The sequence below is a fragment of the Siphonobacter sp. SORGH_AS_0500 genome (assembly GCF_002838835.1).
Taxonomy (GTDB): domain Bacteria; phylum Bacteroidota; class Bacteroidia; order Cytophagales; family Spirosomataceae; genus Siphonobacter.
In genome coordinates, this window is record NZ_NHPP01000016.1 from 58,901 (window position 1) to 81,875 (window position 22,975).

Consider the following 22,975-nt stretch of genomic DNA (forward strand, 5'->3'; position numbering starts at 1 on the left):
AATTCTATACTTAATCTTTCCGTAACTGATCAACTTTTTCAATCAATCGGTCACTTTTGGGAATGGCATCCGACACCTTGTCCATAACTTTTGGAGCAAAAGGACGGATAATGGGGTAAACGTAACTTCCCTTCATCTGTTCGCGATTAGGGTAACCTACATTCAGAGCATTCAGTAACCATAAAAAAATGCTGATACCGAAAGCATACGTAAACAAGCCCACAACGGCTCCGGCCATACTATCGAAGCTACCAAAAATGGTATAACGCATACTTCGCCGAAGTAGCCATCCGAAACGATTGATGGTGAAAATGACCAGCACAAAAATACTGGAAAAGCCCAGGTAAGGCAGAAACTTTCGACCAATGGTTTCGCCCACATACGGAGCTACAAAAGCAATGGCTTCATTTAATAGCTTGAATCCAAGGATAATGGATACGACAAAAGCAATAACTGCAATAATCTCGACCAATACGCCCCGCCGAAATCCCGTATACGCTCCGTAGGCCAGAGGTATTAGCAACAACAGGTCAAGAAAATTGAAATTCATTTAGGTATGGGTAGGGTTTGAAAATAGTTTGATTTTGGGTTTGAGCAGGTTTGATTTATGGTTATATGATGAGGTTTGAACTATAATTCGCCAAGTCATTACCGTCATTATGGGTCCGCATTTGTAACGTAAAGAACCGCAGGCAACTAGCCATCTGGATTAATTTTTATGTAAAGACGCGACGTCATCGCGTCTGGCCGGGAAATGAAAATCATTTAAATGGTAACATCCGCCCTGGTTGGTTTCCTCACCAAACCCTATTCTTAGCAGTAAGGGCTGGTGAAGACACCAGCCAAGGCGGGAGTAACCAAAGCCGCCTCTACCCAGCCGAGATACCGTCGCTTATGGATTATAATCTACTGTCACGGCTATCCAGAGTGAAACTTCCGCATCACCGTTTTCTTGCTTCATTCGAGAGAACGGCTGGTGAGATAGTAACGTTTAACGGCTTTAAACCTTATCAAACAACGGTTCAAACCTGCCCCAAACCAAAACCTCCTCCAACTACTGTAATAATTGCTTCACTGCTGCTGAGATGGCTTTCCCTTCGGCTTTTCCGGCCAGCTCTTTCGTGGCTACGCCCATAACTTTACCTAGATCGCTGGGGCCGCTGGCACCTACGTGGGCAATGATTTCCTGCAAACGAGCTTTGAGTTCGTCCTCAGTTAGCATTTTTGGTAAAAACTCTTCAATTACGGCCACTTCCGCAAATTCTTTATCGGCTAACTCCTGACGACCGTTTCCGACGTACATTTCCGCCGAATCCTTACGTTGCTTCACGGCTTTCATCAGGATTTTCATTTCCTGATCGGAAGTTAGTTCGTGAGCAGTTCCAGACGTTTCTTCTAATAAAATGGCTGATTTAATAGCCCGCAATGCCAGTAAGCGTGACTGATTTTTCGCGAGCATCGCTGATTTAATCTCAGCTTCGATGGTTGATTTTAAAGACATAACCTAAAATTCAGGATTGATCTATAAAGATTTAAAAAGATTTCCCGCAATATTTGATGCGTTATTTAGAACTGTTCTTGCTAAAGAAGAGTTCTCTACCTTGCAAAGTTACAAAATCTCAACCGCAGAAGGGGCTTTCCTGTGCTAGCACCCCTGCATATCATACGATTTATGCCTACTCGTCTTTCGGTAAATATTAATAAAGTGGCTACGCTGCGGAATTCCCGCGGAGGTAATAATCCGGATGTTATTAAAGTGGCCCTCGATTGCGAACGATTTGGAGCCGAAGGAATCACCGTTCACCCGCGTCCCGACGAACGTCATATTCGGTATCAGGACGTACTGGATTTGAGCAAAGTATTAACAACGGAGTTTAACATCGAAGGAAATCCCACGGAGCAGAAATTTGTTGATCTGGTTCTTCAGGTAAAACCGGCTCAGGTAACGATGGTGCCCGACGTGCTCGGAGCCGTTACTTCTAATGCGGGTTGGGATACCCTGGCGAATAAAGCGTTACTGACGGATTTGGTTAAGACCTTTAAAGAAGCGGGCATTCGTACCTCCATTTTTGTGGACGCCGACGTCGCAATGGTAGAGGGAGCCGCCGCCGTTGGAGCAGATCGCATTGAATTATACACGGAGCCCTATGCTCATCAATATTCACTCGATCAGTCATTAGCATTAACGCCATTCATTAAGGCGGCTGAACGGGCCAATGAATTGGGTTTGGGTATTAATGCTGGGCATGATTTGAGTCTGGATAACCTTCGCTATTTCCAGCAGAACATTCCAGGATTACTGGAAGTATCCATCGGCCACGCCCTGATTTGTGATGCTTTGTATTACGGTTTGGAAAACACCATTCAGTTATACCTGCGGGAAGCAAAAGCAGGCTTGATTTAATGGATAATTTAGAAATAAGATAGAAATAGATCTTCCCGAAAGGCAACGTGCCCTAGGCAGCGTACCTCGGTTTAAATTTTTGGGAAGTTACTAAAGAAAAAAGCTCTGAATTCTCAGAGCTTTTTTGCTGACTTATGGTCAATACTCCTCGCGTTGAGAAGTACTTCAATTGTTGTTGTAAGGAAAAGACCCGCCGATGAAAAGAAACGTTGGAAGGTTTCAAAACTATTCTGGTAGATAGCCCTCCCGCAAGCTTTTAAATAAACTCAAACCTAGTCCAGCTATTCATTCAATTCAATCCAGTACCCATCTGGATCTTGCAGAAAGATTTGACGAATGCCATCGGGACGGGCTTTGGGGCCTTTGAAGGTTAGATTTTTGCTTTTGAGGAAAGCCTCTGTTTCATCCATATCCGCAATTTTCACCGCGAAATGATTCTTGCGGGAGCCTAATACTTCTCCATTAACTACCTCCGTACGGTTTCCTAATAAATGTAACTGCTTAGTACCGCCGAGGCTAAACCAAGCTCCCGGGAAATCAAACGCGGGGCGGGGTAATACTTCCAGCTCTAAAACATCCCGGTAAAAGGCGATACTCGTTTCGGTATCGGCGACGTATAAGGCGACATGATCCAGTTCAATAATATGCATAGATGAAAGGCGATTCAGACCAGAATCTACAGGTCGGTGATAAAAACTTCACAAACATACAATCTTCCGGCTGGACGGGTAAATTTTAGGTTAGGTCTATAATTCTACCCTACTTTTAAGCATTGTTTGTATAATTGATGGTCAAAAGCATTAATAGCTTAATATTGTTCTGTATTAGTTATAGATAGCGATATTTTGTTGTGATGCTGTTCATTTCCCATTGATTTCCTCACCAATACTTCTTATGCGTAGAGTTCTATTACTAGCCGCATCGCTGGCGTGTTCGTTGCCTTCCTTTGCTCAGGGTCTTTCGGGAGTTACCAATGGCCTGCAAAAAATGCCCGGTTATCTCAATATGTACTGGGACGCCAAAAAGGGCAAAATGTATCTGGAAATTGATAAGCTGGATACCGAAATGCTTTTCCATACCACACTTCCGGCGGGAGTAGGTTCTAATGATATTGGACTGGACCGTGGAAAAATGGGTGCTGCCAAAGTGATCAAGTTTCAGCGGACGGGACCGAAGGTATTAATGCTGGAGCAGAATTACGGGTATCGGGCCACTTCTGGTGAAAAAATGGAAGTTAGAGCCGTAGAGCAATCCTTTGCTCAGTCAGCCCTGTGGGGATTTGACGTGGCAGCTGAAGAAGGGAAATCCGTTTTAGTGGATGCCACTAGCTTCTTTCTGCGGGATGGTTACGAGGCGGCTTCAGCCATTGCCCGTACCAAGCAGGGTGTTTTTCGGGTCGATCCTACGCGTTGTGCCTTTTATCTGCCTTATACTAAAAACTTTCCCGAAAATACGGAAGTAGAAGTAACCATCACGCTAACGGGTGAGCAGGCAGGTTCTTTCCTTCGGGAAGTCGTACCTACCCCAAATGCAGTAACCGTTCGGGAACATTATTCCTTCATCAAGTTACCCGAGCCCGGTTATCAGCCTCGTGAATTTGACCCACGGGCGGGTATTAACTCCATCGATTACTTCGACTACTCGTCGCCTTTCAGCACAGCCATTGAGAAGCGATACATTCGTCGTCACCGCTTGCAGAAGAAAAATCCAAACGCAGCCGTCTCGGAAGCCGTGAAGCCCATTGTCTATTACATGGACCCTGGTGCTCCCGAACCCATTCGCTCGGCGTTGATGGACGGGATTGCCTGGTGGAATCAGGCCTACGAAGCCGCAGGTTTCAAGAATGCCTTTCAGGTAAAAGTATTACCCGACTCGGCTGATCCGATGGATATTCGCTATAACCTTGTGCAATGGGTTCATCGCTCAACGCGGGGCTGGTCATACGGAGCAAGTGTGATTGATCCTCGCACGGGTGAGATTATTAAGGGAAAGGTAACGCTGGGTTCGCTTCGCGTTCGTCAGGATTATCTGATTGCGAACGGCTTAGTAGGAGAGTACGAAGGGGATAAACCCAGTAAGGAAGCTGAAGAAATGGCACTGGCTCGTCTGCGTCAGTTGGGAGCCCACGAAACGGGTCATACGCTGGGTCTACCTCATAACTATGCCTCTAACCATAATGACCGGGCGTCGGTAATGGACTACCCGCATCCGCTGGTTCGCATCATGGGTCAGAATAAATTAAGTCTGGCCGATGCCTATACCAAGGAAATTGGTGGCTGGGATAAAGTAGCCATCAACTACGCCTACCGCGAGTTTAAAACGAAAGAAGAAGAAAAAGCGGGTCTGAAGAAGATCATCGACGATTATATCGCCAAAGGTTTCTTATTTCTGAGCGATCAGGATGGACGTCCTGAAGGTTCGGCTCATCCCATTACACACTTGTGGGATAATGGTAAAAATTCAGTGGAAGAACTCAACCGCGTCATGCAGGTTCGCCGGATTGCTCTGACCAATTTCAGCGAAAAGAAAATTCCAATGAATGCTCCGATGGCGACACTGGAGGAAGCACTCGTGCCGATTTATCTTTTTCACCGGTATCAGATCGAAGCAGCCAGTAAAGTAGTGGGCGGCGTATTCTATACCTATGCCGTTCGTGGCGACAAGCAAAAAGTCATGGAATACGTTTCAGGCGATGAGCAACGCAAAGCTCTCGATGCCCTGATGGCGACGCTAAAACCCGAAGAACTGGTACTACCAGCCAACATCGTGAAGCTGATTCCGCCCCGTCCTTACGGATTTAACGAAAATTTCCGCGAAGTATTTAAAGATCGTACGGGCTTGACTTTTGATCCGCTGGCTCCCGCCGAAGCCGCGGCTAACATGACCCTTCGTTTGGTATTACAACATGAACGGGCCGCTCGACTGATTGGTAACCATTCCATTGATTCATCCTTACCCGATTTCAGTGAAGTGGTAGACAAAGTAGTAGGAACAACCTGGAAGGCTCCCGTACAGGAGGGCTATGCAGGTGAGGTACAACGCGTAGTAAACGCGGCGGTGCTGGATCGATTGTTACAGTTGGCGGCTAACAAAGATGCCGCTAGCCAAGTGCGGGCAGTAGCCTTACTGAAACTAAAAGATCTAAAAGATTGGCTCGAGAAATCAGCTACTTTGGCTAAAGATGTCAACCAGAAAGCCCAGTATCTTTTCGCCGTTTCGCAAATTCAGCAATTCGAAGCGAGCCCCGAAACGGTCATTATTACGCCTCCCTCTAAAGAACCAGACGGAGCACCCATCGGTAGCTTTGACGAGTTTAGCTGTGAATGGTAATACTTTAGTTCTTGGTATTAAAAACAGTGATGATGGTTGATGGATGGGTTATTAGTCGTATGAAAGTTACTGATAATGAATTCATCAACCGTTTGTTATTACTAACTAAGACTCCCTGCCGACATGGCCCGGCCAACATTCTGCGGGCAGTCAACCACTTGCCTAACTTAAGGCTGGCAGAGGGTAAAAACCTAAAAAGAAAAACAAACAATCAACAACTATAAAACCACCATTTGAGCCGCCGCTGCCAGCTTTTTCGCTGGCAGCACTAGCCTAGTGCTTTTAGAGAAAAAGAATTAAAGTTATCAATGGTTATAGTGATTCATATAAGTTACGGAGAACGAACCATTCGCTACCAGCAAAAGCCAGCAGTGGATGAAAACTAATACCCATCAACCCATAACTGAAAATCGCTAGTTCGGGTAAAACCTAACAACTAGGAACAACCCACCAACAACGATAAACACATCTTAACCAAACTACCTATGAAACGATCACTACTTTGTGGATTGGCCCTGTTGGGCTTAGGGCTGGGAAAAGTGGAAGCTCAAAGCAAAAAGAAAGCTCCCGAGGCTTCGGTAAATCTGCTGATTCCGGCTAAAAAACTGGAATCGCTAAAGCAGGAATTGTTAGTGGAAATCGACAAGATGAAAGACTTTTCCGCCGAAATGAATGACATGGTTTTCAGTTTCGGGGAATTGGGTTTTCAGGAACACGAAACCTCTAAATACCTGACCGGGATTTTAGAAAAAAACGGGTTTACCATCCAAAGAGGCATCGGAGGCATTCCCACGGCCTGGACGGCCACCTGGGGAACGGGCAAACCTAAAATCGCGGTAGGCTCCGATATTGACTGTATTCCCAAAGCTTCGCAAAAACCCGGTGTAGCGTATCACGACCCCATCATCGAAGGTGCTCCTGGCCATGGAGAAGGGCATAACTCGGGTAATCCCTTGAACATTACCGCCGTTCTGGCCCTGAAGAAAATCATGGAAAGGGAGAAAATTTCAGGCACCTTGATGCTCTGGCCGGGCGTTGCAGAAGAGCAGGTAGGAACAAAAGCATATTACATCCGAGACGGCTATTTCAAAGATGTAGATGCCTGTATTTTCACGCACGTCGGTAATAACCTGGGCGTAACGTATGGTGACGTAGGTAATAACGGATTAGTCTCGGTGAAGTTTAATTTTGAAGGAGCCGCCGCCCACGCCGCTGGTGCTCCCTGGCGGGGTCGCAGTGCTCTGGATGCCGTAGAGTTGATGAACATCGGCTGGAACTTCAAACGTGAACACTTATTACCCACTCAACGCTCACATTACGTCATTGTAGACGGTGGCGATCAGCCTAACGTGGTTCCGTCCAAAGCTTCGGTCTGGTATTACTTCCGCGAACGGAGTTATGATAAAATCAAGCAACTGTTTGACTACGGCGTGAAAATGGCCGAAGGGGCTTCCATCATGACCGATACTAAATACACTTATGAAATTCTGGGTTCGGCCTGGCCGGGGCACTTCAACAAGCCTATGGCGGAAGTAACCTTCCAAAACATCAAGCGGGTAGGGTTACCTACCTGGTCGACGGAAGACCAGACGTTGGCGAAAGCTCTTCAGGAGGAGTTAATGTCACCGGAAAAAAATGGTCTAGCGACAAAAATTGATAGCACAATTGAGCCTCCCGCCGTATCTCTGGGCGGCGGCTCGGATGATATTGCCGACATTGCCTGGTCTATGCCGACGATTGTGCTGCGTTACCCTTCCAACATTCCGGGCTTACCCGGTCACCACTGGGCAAATGCCATTTCGATGGCTACCCCAATTGCTCATAAAGGCGTTACGGCGGGAGCGAAGGTAGAAGCCATGACCATTCTGGATTTACTGGTTAACCCTGATTTGATTAAAAAATCCTGGGATTATTATACCAACGTGCAAACCAAAGATATGAAATACGAGCCGCTGGTTCGGGAGACAGATAAGCCTGCCGTCCACCTAAACACGGAAATCATGGCGGAGTATCGCGAAAAAATGAAGAAGTATTACTACGATCCAAGCAAGTATAAATCGTATCTGGAGCAGTTAGGAATTAAGTATCCAACGGTGCGTCCCAAAGAGGAAAAACCCAAAGCAGAAAAGACTGGTAAAGAATAAATTAAATGAATATCCTAAAAGAGCCTCGCCCCGAGGCTCTTTTTTTATGAATACAATAATCTGAATGTTAGTGATTTAGGTCATTAGAATAAAATAATTATAAATAAATTGTTTAAAATTAAATTGTGTACAATATATTTGAACCACTTAATCATTATGGAACACCTGAAATTAGATAATCAGCTTTGCTTTCCGATTTACGCGGCTTCCCGGCTCATTACGTCGGTGTATCGTCCCATGTTGGAAGAATTGTCGCTGACGTATCCCCAATACCTGGTTTTGCTGGTCTTATGGGAGAAAGAGTCCGCTACCGTTAAAGAATTAGGTGAAAAGCTTTGGCTGGACAGCGGAACACTGACCCCTCTACTTAAACGCATGCAGGAGAAAGAACTGGTGCTGCGGACGCGGGATAAAGCCGATGAACGGGTCGTGAACATAACCCTGACGGAGGCTGGCAAGCAATTAAAAAACAAAGCATCTGATATTCCTAACCAGTTAATCAGTTGCATGAATATGGAAATTGAGCAGGCGGTACAATTACGTAATCAGCTTCAGGCCTTATTAACCAATCATTCGAATCCCATTTAATAGAAAACAAACGCCATGGAAAAATTGTATACAGCTCAGGCTACGGCCACGGGCGGCCGCAACGGTCAGGTTAAATCAAGTGATGGAGTGCTGGATCTGGAAGTTCGCGTTCCTAAAGAAATGGGAGGTTCCGGTGGAGCTTACTCTAACCCTGAACAATTATTTGCAGCGGGTTACGCTGCGTGTTTTGATAGTGCATTAAATCTGATTATTCGCACTGGAAAAGTAAAAACAGGCACAACCACCGTTACGGCCGAAGTGAGTATCGGTAAAAACGATGCGGGAGGATTTGGTCTGGCGGTGACGCTGGATGTAACTATTCCGGGAGTAGATCAGGCTACGGCGGAAGCATTGGTGGAGAAAGCTCATCAGGTTTGTCCTTACTCAAATGCCACCCGTAACAATGTAGAAGTGATCTTACAGGTAACTGCCAGTTAAATAAACTTTATGCGTATAGAGTTTTGGGGTTGAGGGTCTTGAGTGAACCTTACCTAAGAAAAAGCCTCCTGTATTCTTTGCAGGAGGCTTTTTGTGGTATTAATGTTGTAGTAATGCTAAGGCTCGGTTGGCTACGGTTTCTGGGGTAATCCAGTCCAGACAGGCCAAATCCCCTCGAGCACAGGGTTTATTGCCAAAAACGGAACAGGGGCGGCAACTGAGCTCTTCCGTAGGTACCTGTACCATGTTTTCTTCTGATTGCATCCAGGGACCGAAACCCGCAAAAGGATGCGTGGCCCCCCAAATAGAAACCACGGGAACACCGTTCAGCGTAGCCAGGTGCATGTTGCTGGAATCCATGCAAATCATTAAATCAAGTTGATGGATAAGCGTTAATTCCCCCTGAAAGGACAACTTACCCGCTACCACCTTTGCCTGTGGAAACGCTTGCTCCAGGGTCCTTAACTGAGCGATTTCCACCTCACCACCGCCGAACAGAAAAATGCGAACGTTCTGTTGCTGGGTAATGAGCTCAAGCACTTTCTGCATGCGGTCAAAAGGCCACATTTTTTGTTTATGCTGAGCAAAAGGAGCTAGGCCAATCCATTGCATATCAGTAGATTTTGCCGGAATAGCCTGGTCCTGCAAAAACCATTCTAATTCACCTTGAGCCGTTAATGAAAAATAGGGCGGTGCGGCTATCTGAGCTTTATAGCCTGCTTTCTCAAAGGTTTGCAAATACCTTTCAATGCTGTGAGGTAAGGGCTTCAATACCTTATTTTCAGGGCGAGTCAGGGCTTTTTTATCGGATCGGCCTTTGTCGATAGTGGTAAAACGAACGCCTGAAAGAGCAAAAAATGATTTGAGGATGGACGTTCGCAGGTTCTGGTGCGTATCAATTACGTATTCAATCTCACCCCCTTTTTTCAAATCGCGGTAAAGCTGATACAGGCCCTTAATGCCTTTATGACGGCCCTGTAAATCGGCTGGAAACACCTTCACACCAGTCATTCCTTCAAAGAAAGCCGCCAGTTTGGGACGGGTTACTACGGTTAATTGCCGATCGGGGTATTGCCGGGCAATGGCCTGTACAACCGGAGTTAACAGGGCCACATCGCCCATTGCCGAGAACCGAAAAATGATTAATTGTTTCATTCGCTAGCCATCACCCTGAGTAGGTACGCAGGACTTCGGCTTTGATAGATTAACTCGTTGTGAAATTATTTCTGCTGGTATAGCACCGGGTTCAGAGCCGGATCATTATACATTTTCATCTGACGATAAACCTTCATATACCGATTGCCTTCCCGAATATCTTCCAAAAGCTCATCGAAACAGCTTGCTAAATCCTGTTCCTGTTCAAGTAAAAGCTGAAGCTTCTGTTTTGCCTTTGCAATATGTTCTTCCGACGCATCCGAGCGTTCGGCCTGTTCGCGGAAGTGGTAAATCTTAAGCTGAAGAATGGACATCCGATCCAGTAACCAGGCGGGCGTTTCAGAATTCAGGCGAGCGTTTGGTTTCCGGGCAATTGCTCCGAAAAAAGCCATAAACCAGTCATCCATTTTTTCCACCATATCCGTCCGATCCTGATTCGAGGCGTCAATACGGCGTTTAATACCCACTAGTTCAGCGGGATTGATATGAGGATCACGAATCAAATCTTCCAGATGCCACTGAACGGTGTCGATCCAGTTTTTATGATAGAGGTAGGACTCAATCGTGCCTGAATCGTAGGGGTTATTTAAAGGAGTATCAACGTGGTCCGTGCGATGGTAATCATTTATACTCTGACGGAAAATGTCGTTAGCTAATGGAGCATTCATGCAGTAAAACTTTCCACAAAAATATTGAAAAGAACCAAGTACGAACCAATATATAGATATAGATCGGCACGAAAACGTCAGATTCAACTGATTCCTAGCTATTAGGAATGCGGGTAGAGGAATTTTCTGACCAGTTTGGATGAAGGGACTAGTAACAAAAGCGGACTGCGAATGGAGTGCTCCCAAGTAGTGTCTCACTTCTGGAGCTTGTCCATTTCGCCAGTCCGCTTTTTACTTTTTAGCTTTCTTATAGAGTGGAACTGTACTACAGGGTTCACCAAACATGAGCGTTTGAACCACGGGGCGAAGTTTGCGGGTAATTTCCACGTAAGCTGAAATCGGGACGGGATAGGTACTGCAACCTTTCACTACCACACGAGCTCCTTCGTAGTCTTGTGGATTAATTTGAGATAGGGCATCCTGAAAAAGTCGGTCTTCCAGAGCCTGTAAATCCCCGAAAACAAATTGATGAGCGTAAGGCTCTAAATGCACGGCCAGCAACATATAGGCCCAGGTGGGAACAATCGCATCTGCCGAGCAGATAATAGCTACGTTTTTATCAGCGTACTGACTCCAGTCATGGTTTTTCAGAAATTCGCGGAAATCCTTTTCGCGAAGAATGGCTTCCATAAAAAGGTTATCCTTCAGATCGTAGATAATCCGCTCTCCCTGATGGTAATATTCTTCCAGATCCAGGCTCTTGATGCCCGAATTAGCTACCCGATTAATGATTTCCGGCGTTTCCATCTGACCTTGGAATGATTATAATTTTGGTTTGGGCTTGGTACCCATAAATTCTTTTAAATAATAAGGCTCAAACGTAATCAGGTCCTCAAATTGCTGACGCTGAAATGCATCCGTTGCCAGGTATCCGACTGTTTTAGCCGAAGGATAAATCAATTGAGATGGAAATAACGCATGGGCCTGTTGGGCTAACGCCGGTTTGCACTTGGCGGCTCCATCTCCAAAGAATACAACGGGTCGCTCCTTTAAAAGTTCCTCGAAACTACGTTCGTCGATAATTTCAGCGGCTGTTTCTCGTAGACATTCCAGACTGACGGACTGATAATGGGCACAATATACTTCCATGCGACGAGCATCAATCATGGGGCATAATACGTGCGATTCCGGATAAAAATCGCGTAACTGAGCTGCCATGGCTTGAAGGGTATCAATGGCAATAAGCGGTTTGTCGAGAGCGAAGCATAACCCTTTGGCCGTGGACACGCCAATACGTAACCCTGTGTAGGAGCCTGGTCCTTTGGCTACGGCGATGGCGTCTAGATCAGCCAGTGAAAAGCCGGCTTGTGTTACGATATGGTCCAGCAGGGTCGTGAGCATGGACGAATGCGTCTTTTCCGTAAGGAGTTCATAGCATCCTAGTAATTCACGGTTCTGGTGAAGAGCAACCGAACAAACCTGCGTTGACGTGTCTAGTGAAAGAATAAGCATGCTGCAAAATTACAGTAGCCGGGGGCTTGAACATACTAGTCGTCAGCAAAGAAATATGGATTAGGCTAAAACGGCGGTATAAAATGGGTTTTAATTGTCAATCATCTAATTCATGGGTTTTATAATTTTTCCGTTAAAGTATGTTTTTACATAGATTATCTATTGAGTTTTGTTAGTTTTGAGTCGAACCATTTGGTTTTGAAATGAATCACTACTTTTTCGGTAAGTACTTTTGTCTACTATTCCATGGTCAGTTATTTTACATTTTTACAAAAAAAAATAGGATACAAGCGTAGCAAATTGAGAAAAAACTTGTAATGTTGCAGAACAAATGACACAGCTTGAGACCGGAATACACCATCGCCTAGGATGGAGGATATTAGGAAATCAAATTGTACTATTCATTTAGGTATTAATTCGAATTGATCGCCCTCAGGGCATTCATAATAATCTCACTCGATCTCGCTGCGTCTGCAGATCGGGTATAACGTGGGTTGGATAGACGCCGCTCTCCGATTCGGGTTTCTCGGATCGGAGACTTTATTTTTAGAGGATTCATTAATTTCCTACAAGAGGCCTTTCCGCTAGGGAAAGCCTTTTTTTATGTTGAATAGCAAAAACGTAGCTTTCTTCGCAAGCCCGTTTTATAACATTACTTAATCTCTTTACACCATGATTACCTGGAATGAATTTGAGGCCGTGGAAATCAGAGTGGGCACTATAATTCAAGTAGAAGACTTTCCCAAAGCCCGCAAACCTGCCTACCAGTTACTCATTGATTTTGGCCCGGAAATTGGCGAGAAGCGTTCTTCAGCTCAAATTACAGCTCTGTATACGAAAGAAGAATTGGTAGGTAAACAGGTAATCGCGGTGACAAATTTCCCGCCTCGGCAGATTGCTAACTTTTTCTCTGAAGTGCTCGTAACCGGTTTTGCGGATGAGCAGGGGAATATTGTACTTTCCCAACCTGAACGTATAGTTCCTAACGGCACGAGACTGATCTAGGAAAACAAGGGGAGCGGGCGTTTATTACCGTCCTTGTTTAAACATACCTCGACAAATAAAATATCTTTTGTGATGAAGAAAACGATTGTGTTATACCTGAGTCTGGTACTGATCGCTTTTGCGAGTCAGGCTCAGTCGAAAGACGAGACAGCAGTAGCCGAAGCCGTAGAACAACTCAAAGCGGCGATGATCAAAGGGGATAAACGTGCACTAAACGCCATCACCAACGACCAATTGAATTATGGACATTCCAGCGGTATCGTGGAAGATAAGGCGGCGTTTGTTGATAATTTGACGAATGGAAATTCTGTTTTCAAGTCCATTACCCTGACTGATCAAACCATCACGATTGTGGGTAATACGGCCTTGGTAAGGCATATTCTTACTGGCGAAACGGCCAACAAAGGTCAGGCAGGCCAGGTGAAAATTGGGGTATTACTGACCTGGATAAAGGAAAAAGGGAAATGGGTATTGCTGGGTAGACAGGCGTATAAAGTTAGTTGAGGGTTGTCATGTACATCGGTATAGAAAAACGGTCCTGAAAACTTAGTTTCAGGACCGTTTTATTTTATTGAATAGTAAGCGAAATAAAGCAAAAGATGGTTAACTCCTCATTACAAAACCCCCATTTTGCCCAACTGATAATCCTTAATGGCCTGTTGAATTTCTTCGTAGGTGTTCATCACAAAAGGCCCGTGTGCTACAACAGGTTCGTTTAAAGGCTCTGCAGAACCAATCAGAATGCGGGAATCGCTGGTGGCTTCCACCGTAATTTCATCACCATCGTTAGCGAATTGTACTAAAGAACGGTTATTGACTTCCCGTCCATTCACGATGATTGAACCATTGAGTAGGTAAAACAAAATGTTCTGTTGGGCGGGAATAGTTCGGGTAAAAGAACCACCCGTTTGCAGACTTACATTCGCAAGGGAAAGGTCAATGAGCGGTTGAATGGGGCCTTTTATGCCATTCCATTCTCCAGAAATAACGGCTACTGAGCCTTTATCAACAGAGGCTAAGGGAATGTCCTTTTCCTGTAAACCCGTGTAGTTTGGTTTCACCATTTTATAACGAGCGGGCAAATTCGTCCAAAGCTGGATTAACTCAACAGGGCCACCCGATTCGAGAAATTCCTCTGAGGATTCTTCGGCGTGAACCAGTCCGCTTCCCGTTGTCATCCATTGAACGCCCCCTTTTTTTATCGTGCTGGCAAAGCCGCTGCTATCCCGGTGTTGTACATCGCCTTCGTAAATGAAAGTAACCGTTTCAAAACCCCGGTGAGGGTGAGGCGAAAAAGGAAGTCCATTGTTATGAGCCGGAAATACCTGCGGACCGTGGTGGTGCAATAACAGAAAAGGATCGATCTGATCAAGTCCCGCGGCTGGAAGTGGCTGATGCATCGTCAGCGGACCCATGGGTCGAGGCTGAGGATGAATGATTTTATGGATGGATCGTAAGGTCATGATTAAAATATATGTATATACATATATATCAAAATTTGATGGTTTTTAGTTCAAAAGGCTAAGCTTATTTTGTGAATGGGGTAATGCGAATTGGTCATTTAGAGGGAAAGGTTTTTGCATATTAAATTCTGACATTTTTAGTAAAATCCTCCCTATGCATTCGCATCCAAGACCTTCGTATTTACACTCGGCAGAGCTGAGTAACTATAGATTAGGTAGAGACGCGACTTCATCGCGTCTGGGTAGAGGCTGCTTTTGTTACGATTGAAATGGATCTTTATTCCCCGAGTAGACGCGATGAAGTCGCGTCTCTACATTACAGAAAAACACATCTACTTGTAGTTGATCGGCTTTGCCGAGTAACGAAATAGCTATAGGTCTCTGGCCGGGTGGTATTAAAAGACCTTTGGGACAAGTAAGTACTTGGTCACCTATATTTATTCGCGAAAGACGGCCAGAGGCCTACAACTAGGTGGTCACTCGGCAGAGCCGAGCGACTGCGGAGGATACTATCTTGATAGTAAAAGCTTAGGCAATTTTATGTAGCATGAAAATAATTTTAGAAACCAATAGGTTACTAATGAGGGAATGGGATGCAAGCGATGCCGTAAATTTTTATCGATGAAACCTTAACCCCAACGTCATAAAATATACAGGAAATTCAGCATTCACGAGTATAGAGGAAGCTCAGGAATTTCTTGAACACTACAAGAACTATGAAATAAATGGTTTTGGAAGATGGACGGTGATTCACAAATCAACCCATGCATTTCTAGGCTGGTGGGGACTTAAGTATGATAGAAGTTTAGGAGAAACGAATATTGGTTTCAGGTTTTTTGAAGAGCACTGGAATAAGGGATATGCTACTGAAAGTGCAAAGGCCTGTATTCACTATGGGTTTAATACTTTAAAACTAAAAACGATTATTGGAAGAGCTAGAGTAGAAAATACCGCTTCCATCAAAGTGCTTGAAAAGGTGTGCATTTGTGAAAGAGTTTGATTTTGACCAATCGAACAAAGAGGTGATCAATAAAATTGAAAGCGATCTGAGGTAATTTTTATCGCTCTTTCTGAATTACAATCCGAAAGCCATCTGGGTATAGGAATTCCAAACAATAAAGGCGGCTCTCAGAGCCGCCTTTATTACTTTATTTTTTCAGTGCATTCCACAAAATTTCCGCTGGGTGCAGGGCTTTGCGGCCCGTTCCGTCGTGGATTTGGTGGCGGCAACTGGTACCGGCTGCGGCGATGATTACTTCTTCGGGCTGTTTTCGAATCGTTGGAAATAAAACCAGCTCGCCAATTTTCATCGAAACGTCAAAATGCTCGGCTTCGTAACCGAAACTACCTGCCATGCCACAGCAACCCGAAGGAATCAATTGTACTTCATAGTTGGCCGGTAAGGACAGGATTTTCTTACTCGGCACGAGCGAACTCATCGCTTTCTGCTGGCAGTGCCCATGCAGTTTAATGAGTCGTTTTTCGGTTGTGAACTGGTCGGCTTTGATGCGTTTCGCGTCCAGCTCCTGAGCCAGAAACTCTTCAAAGGTGTACACGTGAGAAGCAATGGCTTTGGCATCGTTTACCAGATCGTCGTTTACCAGATCAGGATATTCATCCCGGAAGGTAAGAATCGCAGAAGGTTCAACACCCACCAGTGGCGTTTCCTGGGTAATAAGCGTGCGAAGCAGTCGAACGTTGCGGTTGGCTACTTCCTTGGCCATTTTCAGTAATCCTTTCGATAACTGAGGCCGTCCCGATTGCATATTTTCGCCGGGAAGCATCACGTTATAACCCAGTCGTTCAAAGAGTTGTACGACTTTCTTACCTACTTCAACGTCATTATAATTAGTGAATTCGTCCGCGAACAAGTAGAAGCTCCGGCCCTGCGAGTTTTTCGATTTCCCTTCTTTGTTCCACCAGTTGGTAAAGGTCTGTTTGGCCAGTAATGGCATCGTCCGGTCGGGATGGAAGCCTACCATCCGGTTAGCGATGCGTCTAAGAGCAGGGGTATCAAAAATGCCGTTGTAGGCCCAGGGAGCCAAACTTGCCAGCTTATTAAGGGAGGTAAAGTTTGCTACCAGTCGGGAACGCAGCGGAATACCTTTCTCCTCATAGTAATGTTGCAGAAATTCCATTTTAAGCTTAGCCATGTCCACATTGGAAGGACATTCAGCCTTGCAACCTTTACAAAGCAGACACAAATCCAGTACTTCCTTGATTTCCTCATGGGCGAAGCGATTGGTTTGCGTAGAGTTGGTCAGAAATTCCCGGAGAATATTGGCCCGTGCCCGCGTGGTTTCCTTTTCGTTTCGCGTTGCCATGAAACTAGGGCACATGGTACCTCCGCTTAGCTCGGTCTTGCGACAATCACCCGAGCCGTTGCATTGCTCAGCATGTTGCAAAACATTCTGATTCTGATACCGGAAAAAGGTTTTGAACTCCGGTGTTTCCTGACCAGGTTCGTACCGCAGGAAGGTATCCATGGGAGGCGTATCCACGACCTTGCCGGGATTGAAAATGTTCTCTGGATCCCACATACGCTTTACCTCTTTCATTAAAGCGTAATTCTTATCACCCACCATCCAGGAAATAAACTCGCCCCGCAGACGACCGTCGCCGTGTTCACCCGAAAGCGAACCGTCGTATTTCTTTACCAGCCGGGCAATCTCTTCGGCAATTAAGCGGAATTGCTGATTTCCCTCTTTCGTTTTGAGGTTAATGATGGGCCGTAAGTGAATCTCACCCGAACCTGCGTGAGCATAGTGTACGGCACTCATGTTATTCTGAGCCAGAATTTCATTGAAATCCCGAATAAAATCGGGTAGATCATGAATATCCACCGTGGTATCTTCAATCACGGCTACGGCTTTTTCGTCGCCGGGCAGGTTGGATAACAAGCCTAATCCAGCTTTACGCAAAGTCCAGATTTTACCGGTATCCGCACCAAAAAGGATAGGGAAGTGGTAACCCAGATGGGCCGCCTTCATTTCCGCTTCCATTCGGGCGGCTACTTCCAGTACTTCTTCCTGCGTTTCCCGACGGAATTCAACGACCAGAATTGCTCCCGGATCACCCTGTACGAAGAAACGGTTTTTACTCTGTTCGATGTTTTCCTTGGTACACTCCAGAATGTAGTGATCAATCAGCTCACTCGCCGAAGGATTGTACTGCATGGCGATGATGTTCGCCCGCAGAGCTTCATCCACCGAATGAAAGTGCACACAAACCAGTCCGGCTTCTTTGGGAGGTAGCGGGTTAATATGCAGTTTGATTTCCGTTAGAAAACAGAGCGTTCCTTCCGAACCTGCAATCAGTTGACAGAAGTTGAAATCCATGCCGCCGGGCGTGAAAGGCTCACAATTCAGGAGCATATCCAGGGCATAACCCGTATTCCGGCGTTCGATGCTGGGTTTAGGAAAGTTCTTCCGAATTTCCTGCTGATTATCTGGATTCGAAAGAATATCGAAAGTCTGACGGTAAATGTTCGCTTCCAGAGAATTGGAAAGGCCTTCAACCGCATTACTTTTCTTCAATAAAGACTGAATGAACGGACTTTGAGAAGCCTGGGAACCAAAGGTAGCTTCCGAGCCGTCGGCCAGAAGGGCTTTAACTTCCATCACGTGCTCCCGCGTGGAACCGTAAACCACGGAGTTAGAACCGCAGGAGTTATTCCCTACCATTCCTCCAATCATGGCCCGGTTGGCCGTAGAGGTTTCGGGGCCGAATAAAAATCCGTAGGGTTTCAGAAAAAGGTTCAGTTCATCGCGAACGACGCCGGGTTGCACCCGCACCCAACCTTCCTGTGGATTTATTTCCAGGATTTTAGTAAAATATTTGGAAACGTCTACCACGATACCTGCTCCAACTACCTGACCCGCCAGTGAGGTTCCGGCGGTACGGGGAATGAGCGAAGTGCGATGCTGACGGGCAAAAGCGATAAGGATTTTTAGATCTTCCTGCGTTTTAGGAAGGGCCACCGCCGTTGGAAATTCCCGGTACGCTGAAGCATCAGTAGCGTAAAGCGTACGCATGGTTTCGTCGTAGTAGAATTCGCCTTCGAGTTGGGTGGCAAGGTCACGGAGAGCTTCGGTCGGAACTGAGGACTTCGTAATTAATCGATCCGTTGCTGTAGTCATGATTCGTTTTATTGCTTCGGGGCTACAAAGGTAACCGATCGGGTGAATAGTTTACGGTATTACCATTTTCAGTTTTTGCTTTTTACAAAAGATTATTTGGAGATGGTTTTCTTTTGAAGCCACGGACAAACTCCACTGCAGAGACGCGATTGATCGGTTCTGGTTAAGGTAATGAAGGGATTAACGTTACTGCGGGATAATAAATCCCTGACAGATTTGCTTTCGGATTGCAAATCCGAAAGAGCGGAATAAATCCGAACCAGTATACCCCTGTCGGTCATCTCGAACGAAGTGAGAGACCTTACGGGTGAGAGGTTATGTTTCTTTTAAGATAATTTTTCTGAGAACGAGAGAAGATCCTTTGCTTCGTTTTGAATGACAGGGAGTGTAGATTAGAAAACGCGGACGAACGAAAATCAATAATACGTAAGTGGTAGTTACTGGGGCGTGACATTCGGATATCCTCGGTTGATAACCCGGGCAATGCTAGCAAAAAAATAGTCCCAGACCTTACGGCCCAGGACTATCATGAGAGAACAGCTGCATACCTACCACGTTTTACTCGTTCATAAAAAATTAGTTTACTGCAATCGTACGAGAAGGTTGATCCGTGCTGATGACGAAGTCTTTTTTCAGTTTTGTTTCTCCGTCAGATACTTCAATGGAGTAAGTCCCATCGGCCAGGCTGGCTACGTCAAAACGACGGGCGTAACCTTTTGCATTCTTCGTAATATTTTCATTAAAGAGAATTTCACCTTTACCGTTGCGGAGCGTTACATTCAGTTTTTTACCTTGAACTTTTTCCAACAGGAAGTTCACTTTACCTTCTTTGCCTTTGAAGACATTAACGGCGTAAGAGGCTTTAGCGGTTTCTTTAGGATCTTCCAGAGAAGCAGCGTTTACGCTAACGAAAGAAAGAGCAACAAGAGCAGCAGCGAAGATGGATTTGATTGAAGTTTTCATGGCTTTTATAGATTGATACTGGTTTGACAAAAAGGTTCGTGTTATGTTTTTAGAATTTCATGGCTTTATCAATTTCGGGTGTTTTGCCCTGATTGATGATTCAAAGATAATGGACTGAAAGGTACTATGTAATACAAAGTAGTATGTGTGGCTATCTAGTGTGATGAATGGTAGTATTCGTTTACTAACTCAAGCCTTACTTTTCGTTTGAATTACGTACCAATGATGCGATGGAAACGGCCAGCGTTGCAAGCAAAAGGCTTTTTTATCTAAATCGAGGATGAACGGATGATTAATCGGGATGAAAGGTAAATGGACCTTTGAATCTTCTCAATAGTCAATAATTTCTTGGTTGAGTCAAGAAAAAAGAAGAAAAATGAATGTTACCCGAAGGTTAATCTTTTGTGAAAAATGAAGGAAGTGGAGGTCTGAGCTCCGCTATTATCCGTAGATTTTAGTCGCTCGACCGAATAAAACGCGAGGATCGTTTGATTGAGCCAGCGGTTTGTTCTAATTTGGAAACACAGCCGGAAAACAACCGAACCTTAACCTCTAGTAGTACATGGCATATCCAGAACAGGCCGGAGATGATCCTTTAAAGCAAGCTCAGAAGGAGGCCGCTTTAGCCAAAGCAAAAGCCGAACAGATTGAAGCGGAAAAGCAAATGGCCGAAGGCGAACGAGCCATTCGGCAGGCCCGGCGAGACTTGGCACTGGAAGAAACAGTAGCTGCTCAAGTGGGTAAACTGAAATCCCTCACTAGCCTGACGGAAACTCCGGCAACGCCCGTTACCCTTCCTAGTGGGGGCTTGACCGTCGGTGAAGGGGTCGTTTTCCCGCAAATACTGGATTCCGTTAATCAGCAACTGCGAAGCCTGATTCAGCAATGGCTCGGCGATCAGGTAAATCTTCAGTCGTCACAGCTCATTATTTATCAGGAGCAGGATGCCTGGGCTGTTCATCACTATCGCCTGTTGCTGGATCAGATCCAATCACTTCATAAAGCATCTGAACAAGTTTTTCAGCGTACCCAACAAATCATCCGACGGGCGAATGCCTGGCTGGAAAACCAACCCTTAGCTGAGTCGCAAAACGTAGGAATTGGGTTGATTGCTGTACCCGCTCTGGCCAGCGGAATTGTCAAATCGGCCGCCGATCTGGTGCAGTTGTTTAAAAAGGAGGTAGACATTCGCAGTCAGTCTTCCTTACTAACGGAAGAGGACGCGGTGGCATTACTGCAAAAAGAAGCCTTAAGGGCCGGATTAAAGCTGGAAATTTATTATCCGAAGTTATATCCCGTCTATAAAACCGGAGTGACTTCACCTTTTGTAGAACAGTGGCATTCGTTAGCTCAATCGCTTCAATTGGCGGCAGAAGCAGCGGAGGCTGTGCCGGGGTTGCTGGAACGTCTGCACACCTGGCTGATACGGATGAAAAAAAGTTTCGCCTGCAACAACTTATCCAAGAATGGAACGACTTGCAGGCCGCTTTGACGGTAATCCAGACCACTCATGTTCAACTGAAGCAGGAGGGAACCAGGGAAAACGCCTTTATGATCCAACCGCTGGAACAGTTGTCCCAGTTACTAATGAACCATTCGGCTTATCACCTTCGTTTGCAGGTGAGTTCGAAGGGAGCGTATCAGATTACCAAGCGACTCTGGTGGAATGCAGAGATTGAATATCATGCCTCGGTGGAATTGAATTATATGCTGTTTCAGTCGGATGGGCAATTAATCCGAGCGGATAAATTAAGCAGCCGGGCTTCATTTACCTGAGTTTGATTAGACTATGTTTGATGTAGTTTGATAACGTTTGCCAAGCAAAGTCCAATCAAACGTCAAACCTTTAATCAAACTCTCGAACTTTTCTATCAAACGCATTACTCAAACTTCCTCAAACCATTAAGTAAGTACCTCAAACCATTTCAACCCAGAGTAATGGATTATCAGAAAGCAGTTGAAGCGAAAAATCTTTTATCGGGTCAATTACTGGCCTCTCAACATAAAATTATCAGAGCTTTTGGGCTGGAGTCCGTTTTAGAAACGAGTCATAACCTGATGCAACCACCGGCCATTGCAGGGATCGGTATTGGGCGGGACGGACTGGATGATTACCACATGCGGATTCTGTTACAAAAGCCTTTATCCGCAGAAGAAGTAAAAGCTCTCATGCAGGTGCTAGAGGTAGAAGAGACTGATTTGCGACTCGTAGCTACTGACCGCATCAGGGCTTTAAACGGCCCTATTCAAACCCGTCAGCGGCCTTTGCCTTACGGTATTTCTATCGGCCACAATCAGGTTTCGGCGGGTACGCTGGGAGGGGTGGTTTATGACGAAGGCAAACCGTTCTGGCTGAGTAATAACCACGTCTTTGCCAATGGAAATGAAGCCACGCCGGGAGATGCAATCTGGCAACCCGGCAGTCGGGATGGCGGGACAGCGAAAGATCAGGTAGCTAAACTGGCCCGATTTGTACCTATTGACTTTTCGGGGTCTAATGAAGTAGACGCAGCTTTGGCAGAACCTTTGGATAATTCATTGATTTCCACTACCTTTCCTCCATCGAATCCGGCTTTGCCTGCCATTACGGGCATTACCGTCCCTACGTATGGGATGGAAGTCGTGAAATACGGTCGAACAACGGGTTTTACGAAAGGAAAAATTGTTTCGTTAACCACGGATTTACCCGTAAGTTTCGGGCACAAACAGGCTTATTTCATTGACCAACTGGAGATTGAAAGTGAAAACGGTAGTTCGTTCTCACAACCAGGCGATTCCGGTTCACTTATTTTACAGGCTGGAACGGGATTAGTGGTTGGTTTGTTATTCGCCGGAGACGGGAATCTGACTTTCGCCAATCCGATTGCCCAAGTCCTGAAAGCTTTGAACGTTACATTCGGATAATGCTATGAAAATGAGTACGGTAGGTGAAATAAAAAAAGAACTTTCCCGGCAACTCTGTGACAAACAGGAGTTTCTGGGGGTTTCGATTCGGCGGGAGAACGAAAAAGAATACATTCTCATCCGAGTCAGAAGTTTCGGTGCGGAATGGGAAAAACGAATTCCTTCCGAAATCGATGGCGTACGAATTAAGCTGGAAAAAGGAAATCCGGCTCAGGCTTATGCCTTGAAATAGCGTTGTTAGGTCATCGTTGCTTGTTGTTAGGCAATAAAAAAACGACAACTTTTTTGCTGCCGTTTTTGCTAATAAAGTATTCTTCTGCGA

At 45.5% G+C, this 22,975-nt stretch carries 22 protein-coding genes; 12 read left to right on the plus strand and 10 right to left on the minus strand.

The features are described 5' to 3' along the window. Window positions 1-10: 10 nt before the first annotated feature. Together BWI96_RS17040 and BWI96_RS17045 are read right to left on the minus strand one after the other, a co-directional pair. Window positions 11-550 carry a CvpA family protein gene (locus BWI96_RS17040; RefSeq protein ID WP_106637742.1) on the minus strand — a complete coding sequence of 180 codons (540 nt, stop codon included), beginning with the start codon at window positions 548-550 and terminating at the stop codon, window positions 11-13. Window positions 551-1,054: 504 nt separating this feature from the next. Further along, on the minus strand, window positions 1,055-1,501 hold the full coding sequence (locus tag BWI96_RS17045) for a GatB/YqeY domain-containing protein (RefSeq protein WP_106637743.1): 447 nt from the start codon (window positions 1,499-1,501) through the stop codon (window positions 1,055-1,057). A gap of 171 nt (window positions 1,502-1,672) precedes the next feature. Between BWI96_RS17045 and BWI96_RS17050 the strand changes: the two genes are divergently transcribed. After that, window positions 1,673-2,404 (plus strand): pyridoxine 5'-phosphate synthase, encoded by a 732-nt coding sequence (locus tag BWI96_RS17050; protein WP_106637744.1) that lies wholly within the window; start codon window positions 1,673-1,675, stop codon window positions 2,402-2,404. A gap of 281 nt (window positions 2,405-2,685) precedes the next feature. Here BWI96_RS17050 and BWI96_RS17055 read toward each other — a convergent pair whose 3' ends face one another. Continuing rightward, the gene (locus tag BWI96_RS17055) at window positions 2,686-3,054 is read right to left on the minus strand and encodes a VOC family protein (RefSeq protein WP_106637745.1); all 369 of its coding nucleotides are present in this window, start codon (window positions 3,052-3,054) and stop codon (window positions 2,686-2,688) included. Between the two features lie 244 nt (window positions 3,055-3,298). Here BWI96_RS17055 and BWI96_RS17060 point away from each other — a divergent pair, with 244 nt between their 5' ends. The 4 genes from BWI96_RS17060 (at window position 3,299) to BWI96_RS17080 (ending at window position 8,904) form a co-directional block, all read left to right on the plus strand. Then, window positions 3,299-5,734, plus strand: coding sequence for a zinc-dependent metalloprotease (locus BWI96_RS17060; protein ID WP_106637746.1), 2,436 nt, complete (start codon window positions 3,299-3,301; stop codon window positions 5,732-5,734). 485 nt (window positions 5,735-6,219) lie between these two features. Beyond that, on the plus strand, window positions 6,220-7,878 hold the full coding sequence (locus tag BWI96_RS17070) for an amidohydrolase (RefSeq protein WP_106637748.1): 1,659 nt from the start codon (window positions 6,220-6,222) through the stop codon (window positions 7,876-7,878). A 150-nt stretch (window positions 7,879-8,028) separates the two neighbouring features. After that, a complete protein-coding gene (locus BWI96_RS17075) occupies window positions 8,029-8,466 on the plus strand; it encodes a MarR family winged helix-turn-helix transcriptional regulator (protein WP_369804206.1) in 438 nt (145 codons plus the stop codon). A gap of 15 nt (window positions 8,467-8,481) precedes the next feature. Then, window positions 8,482-8,904: an organic hydroperoxide resistance protein gene (locus BWI96_RS17080; protein WP_106637750.1), complete on the plus strand. Its 423-nt coding sequence runs from the start codon at window positions 8,482-8,484 to the stop codon at window positions 8,902-8,904. Window positions 8,905-9,003: 99 nt separating this feature from the next. On the opposite strand, the gene BWI96_RS17085 is transcribed toward BWI96_RS17080, so the two are convergent. From BWI96_RS17085 to tsaB, 4 genes are all read right to left on the minus strand, one after another. Then, complete coding sequence (locus BWI96_RS17085; protein WP_106637751.1) at window positions 9,004-10,059, minus strand: glycosyltransferase family 9 protein; 1,056 nt, start codon at window positions 10,057-10,059, stop codon at window positions 9,004-9,006. Between the two features lie 65 nt (window positions 10,060-10,124). Then, window positions 10,125-10,727, minus strand: coding sequence for a DUF4254 domain-containing protein (locus BWI96_RS17090; RefSeq protein ID WP_106637752.1), 603 nt, complete (start codon window positions 10,725-10,727; stop codon window positions 10,125-10,127). Between the two features lie 231 nt (window positions 10,728-10,958). Further along, a complete protein-coding gene (locus BWI96_RS17095) occupies window positions 10,959-11,474 on the minus strand; it encodes a DUF2480 family protein (protein ID WP_106637753.1) in 516 nt (171 codons plus the stop codon). A 15-nt stretch (window positions 11,475-11,489) separates the two neighbouring features. Beyond that, entirely contained in the window at window positions 11,490-12,179 is a 690-nt protein-coding gene (gene tsaB, locus BWI96_RS17100) for a tRNA (adenosine(37)-N6)-threonylcarbamoyltransferase complex dimerization subunit type 1 TsaB (RefSeq protein WP_106637754.1), read from the minus strand. Window positions 12,180-12,851: 672 nt separating this feature from the next. Between tsaB and BWI96_RS17105 the strand changes: the two genes are divergently transcribed. Both BWI96_RS17105 and BWI96_RS17110 read left to right on the plus strand, forming a co-directional pair. Then, on the plus strand, window positions 12,852-13,184 hold the full coding sequence (locus BWI96_RS17105; protein WP_106637755.1) for a tRNA-binding protein: 333 nt from the start codon (window positions 12,852-12,854) through the stop codon (window positions 13,182-13,184). Window positions 13,185-13,256: 72 nt separating this feature from the next. Continuing rightward, the gene (locus BWI96_RS17110) at window positions 13,257-13,688 is read left to right on the plus strand and encodes a nuclear transport factor 2 family protein (protein WP_106637756.1); all 432 of its coding nucleotides are present in this window, start codon (window positions 13,257-13,259) and stop codon (window positions 13,686-13,688) included. Between the two features lie 110 nt (window positions 13,689-13,798). Here the strand turns inward: BWI96_RS17110 and BWI96_RS17115 are convergent, their stop codons facing one another. After that, a complete protein-coding gene (locus tag BWI96_RS17115) occupies window positions 13,799-14,647 on the minus strand; it encodes a pirin family protein (protein ID WP_198555284.1) in 849 nt (282 codons plus the stop codon). 643 nt (window positions 14,648-15,290) lie between these two features. Between BWI96_RS17115 and BWI96_RS23425 the strand changes: the two genes are divergently transcribed. After that, on the plus strand, window positions 15,291-15,647 hold the full coding sequence (locus BWI96_RS23425) for a GNAT family N-acetyltransferase (RefSeq protein ID WP_198555288.1): 357 nt from the start codon (window positions 15,291-15,293) through the stop codon (window positions 15,645-15,647). A gap of 148 nt (window positions 15,648-15,795) precedes the next feature. Here BWI96_RS23425 and BWI96_RS17125 read toward each other — a convergent pair whose 3' ends face one another. Both BWI96_RS17125 and BWI96_RS17130 read right to left on the minus strand, forming a co-directional pair. Beyond that, window positions 15,796-18,786: an FAD-binding and (Fe-S)-binding domain-containing protein gene (locus BWI96_RS17125; RefSeq protein WP_106637758.1), complete on the minus strand. Its 2,991-nt coding sequence runs from the start codon at window positions 18,784-18,786 to the stop codon at window positions 15,796-15,798. A gap of 576 nt (window positions 18,787-19,362) precedes the next feature. Next, window positions 19,363-19,749: a hypothetical protein gene (locus tag BWI96_RS17130; RefSeq protein WP_106637759.1), complete on the minus strand. Its 387-nt coding sequence runs from the start codon at window positions 19,747-19,749 to the stop codon at window positions 19,363-19,365. Window positions 19,750-20,311: 562 nt separating this feature from the next. On the opposite strand from BWI96_RS17130, the gene BWI96_RS17135 reads away from it, so the two are divergent. The 4 genes from BWI96_RS17135 (at window position 20,312) to BWI96_RS17150 (ending at window position 22,885) form a co-directional block, all read left to right on the plus strand. After that, window positions 20,312-21,241: a hypothetical protein gene (locus tag BWI96_RS17135; RefSeq protein ID WP_106637760.1), complete on the plus strand. Its 930-nt coding sequence runs from the start codon at window positions 20,312-20,314 to the stop codon at window positions 21,239-21,241. Beyond that, entirely contained in the window at window positions 21,226-21,525 is a 300-nt protein-coding gene (locus BWI96_RS17140) for a hypothetical protein (protein ID WP_106637761.1), read from the plus strand. Before BWI96_RS17135 ends, BWI96_RS17140 begins: the two co-directional genes overlap by 16 nt. Window positions 21,526-21,687: 162 nt before the next feature. Then, window positions 21,688-22,653: a hypothetical protein gene (locus BWI96_RS17145; RefSeq protein WP_106637762.1), complete on the plus strand. Its 966-nt coding sequence runs from the start codon at window positions 21,688-21,690 to the stop codon at window positions 22,651-22,653. 4 nt (window positions 22,654-22,657) lie between these two features. Continuing rightward, entirely contained in the window at window positions 22,658-22,885 is a 228-nt protein-coding gene (locus BWI96_RS17150) for a hypothetical protein (protein ID WP_106637763.1), read from the plus strand. Window positions 22,886-22,975: the final 90 nt, after the last annotated feature.

What these genes read in the sequence shown, in the direction of transcription:
- BWI96_RS17110 (WP_106637756.1), top strand. Translation starts at nt 13,257, where the DNA reads ATGAAGAAAACGATTGTGTTATACCTGAGTCTGGTACTGATCGCTTTT.
- tsaB (WP_106637754.1), bottom strand. Translation starts at nt 12,179, where the DNA reads ATGCTTATTCTTTCACTAGACACGTCAACGCAGGTTTGTTCGGTTGCT.
- BWI96_RS17135 (WP_106637760.1), top strand. Translation starts at nt 20,312, where the DNA reads ATGGCATATCCAGAACAGGCCGGAGATGATCCTTTAAAGCAAGCTCAG.
- BWI96_RS17050 (WP_106637744.1), top strand. Translation starts at nt 1,673, where the DNA reads ATGCCTACTCGTCTTTCGGTAAATATTAATAAAGTGGCTACGCTGCGG.
- BWI96_RS17145 (WP_106637762.1), top strand. Translation starts at nt 21,688, where the DNA reads ATGGATTATCAGAAAGCAGTTGAAGCGAAAAATCTTTTATCGGGTCAA.
- BWI96_RS17130 (WP_106637759.1), bottom strand. Translation starts at nt 19,749, where the DNA reads ATGAAAACTTCAATCAAATCCATCTTCGCTGCTGCTCTTGTTGCTCTT.
- BWI96_RS17095 (WP_106637753.1), bottom strand. Translation starts at nt 11,474, where the DNA reads ATGGAAACGCCGGAAATCATTAATCGGGTAGCTAATTCGGGCATCAAG.
- BWI96_RS17090 (WP_106637752.1), bottom strand. Translation starts at nt 10,727, where the DNA reads ATGAATGCTCCATTAGCTAACGACATTTTCCGTCAGAGTATAAATGAT.
- BWI96_RS17040 (WP_106637742.1), bottom strand. Translation starts at nt 550, where the DNA reads ATGAATTTCAATTTTCTTGACCTGTTGTTGCTAATACCTCTGGCCTAC.
- BWI96_RS17125 (WP_106637758.1), bottom strand. Translation starts at nt 18,786, where the DNA reads ATGACTACAGCAACGGATCGATTAATTACGAAGTCCTCAGTTCCGACC.
- BWI96_RS17055 (WP_106637745.1), bottom strand. Translation starts at nt 3,054, where the DNA reads ATGCATATTATTGAACTGGATCATGTCGCCTTATACGTCGCCGATACC.
- BWI96_RS17045 (WP_106637743.1), bottom strand. Translation starts at nt 1,501, where the DNA reads ATGTCTTTAAAATCAACCATCGAAGCTGAGATTAAATCAGCGATGCTC.
- BWI96_RS17070 (WP_106637748.1), top strand. Translation starts at nt 6,220, where the DNA reads ATGAAACGATCACTACTTTGTGGATTGGCCCTGTTGGGCTTAGGGCTG.
- BWI96_RS17060 (WP_106637746.1), top strand. Translation starts at nt 3,299, where the DNA reads ATGCGTAGAGTTCTATTACTAGCCGCATCGCTGGCGTGTTCGTTGCCT.
- BWI96_RS17150 (WP_106637763.1), top strand. Translation starts at nt 22,658, where the DNA reads ATGAAAATGAGTACGGTAGGTGAAATAAAAAAAGAACTTTCCCGGCAA.
- BWI96_RS17115 (WP_198555284.1), bottom strand. Translation starts at nt 14,647, where the DNA reads ATGACCTTACGATCCATCCATAAAATCATTCATCCTCAGCCTCGACCC.
- BWI96_RS17085 (WP_106637751.1), bottom strand. Translation starts at nt 10,059, where the DNA reads ATGAAACAATTAATCATTTTTCGGTTCTCGGCAATGGGCGATGTGGCC.
- BWI96_RS17080 (WP_106637750.1), top strand. Translation starts at nt 8,482, where the DNA reads ATGGAAAAATTGTATACAGCTCAGGCTACGGCCACGGGCGGCCGCAAC.
- BWI96_RS17105 (WP_106637755.1), top strand. Translation starts at nt 12,852, where the DNA reads ATGATTACCTGGAATGAATTTGAGGCCGTGGAAATCAGAGTGGGCACT.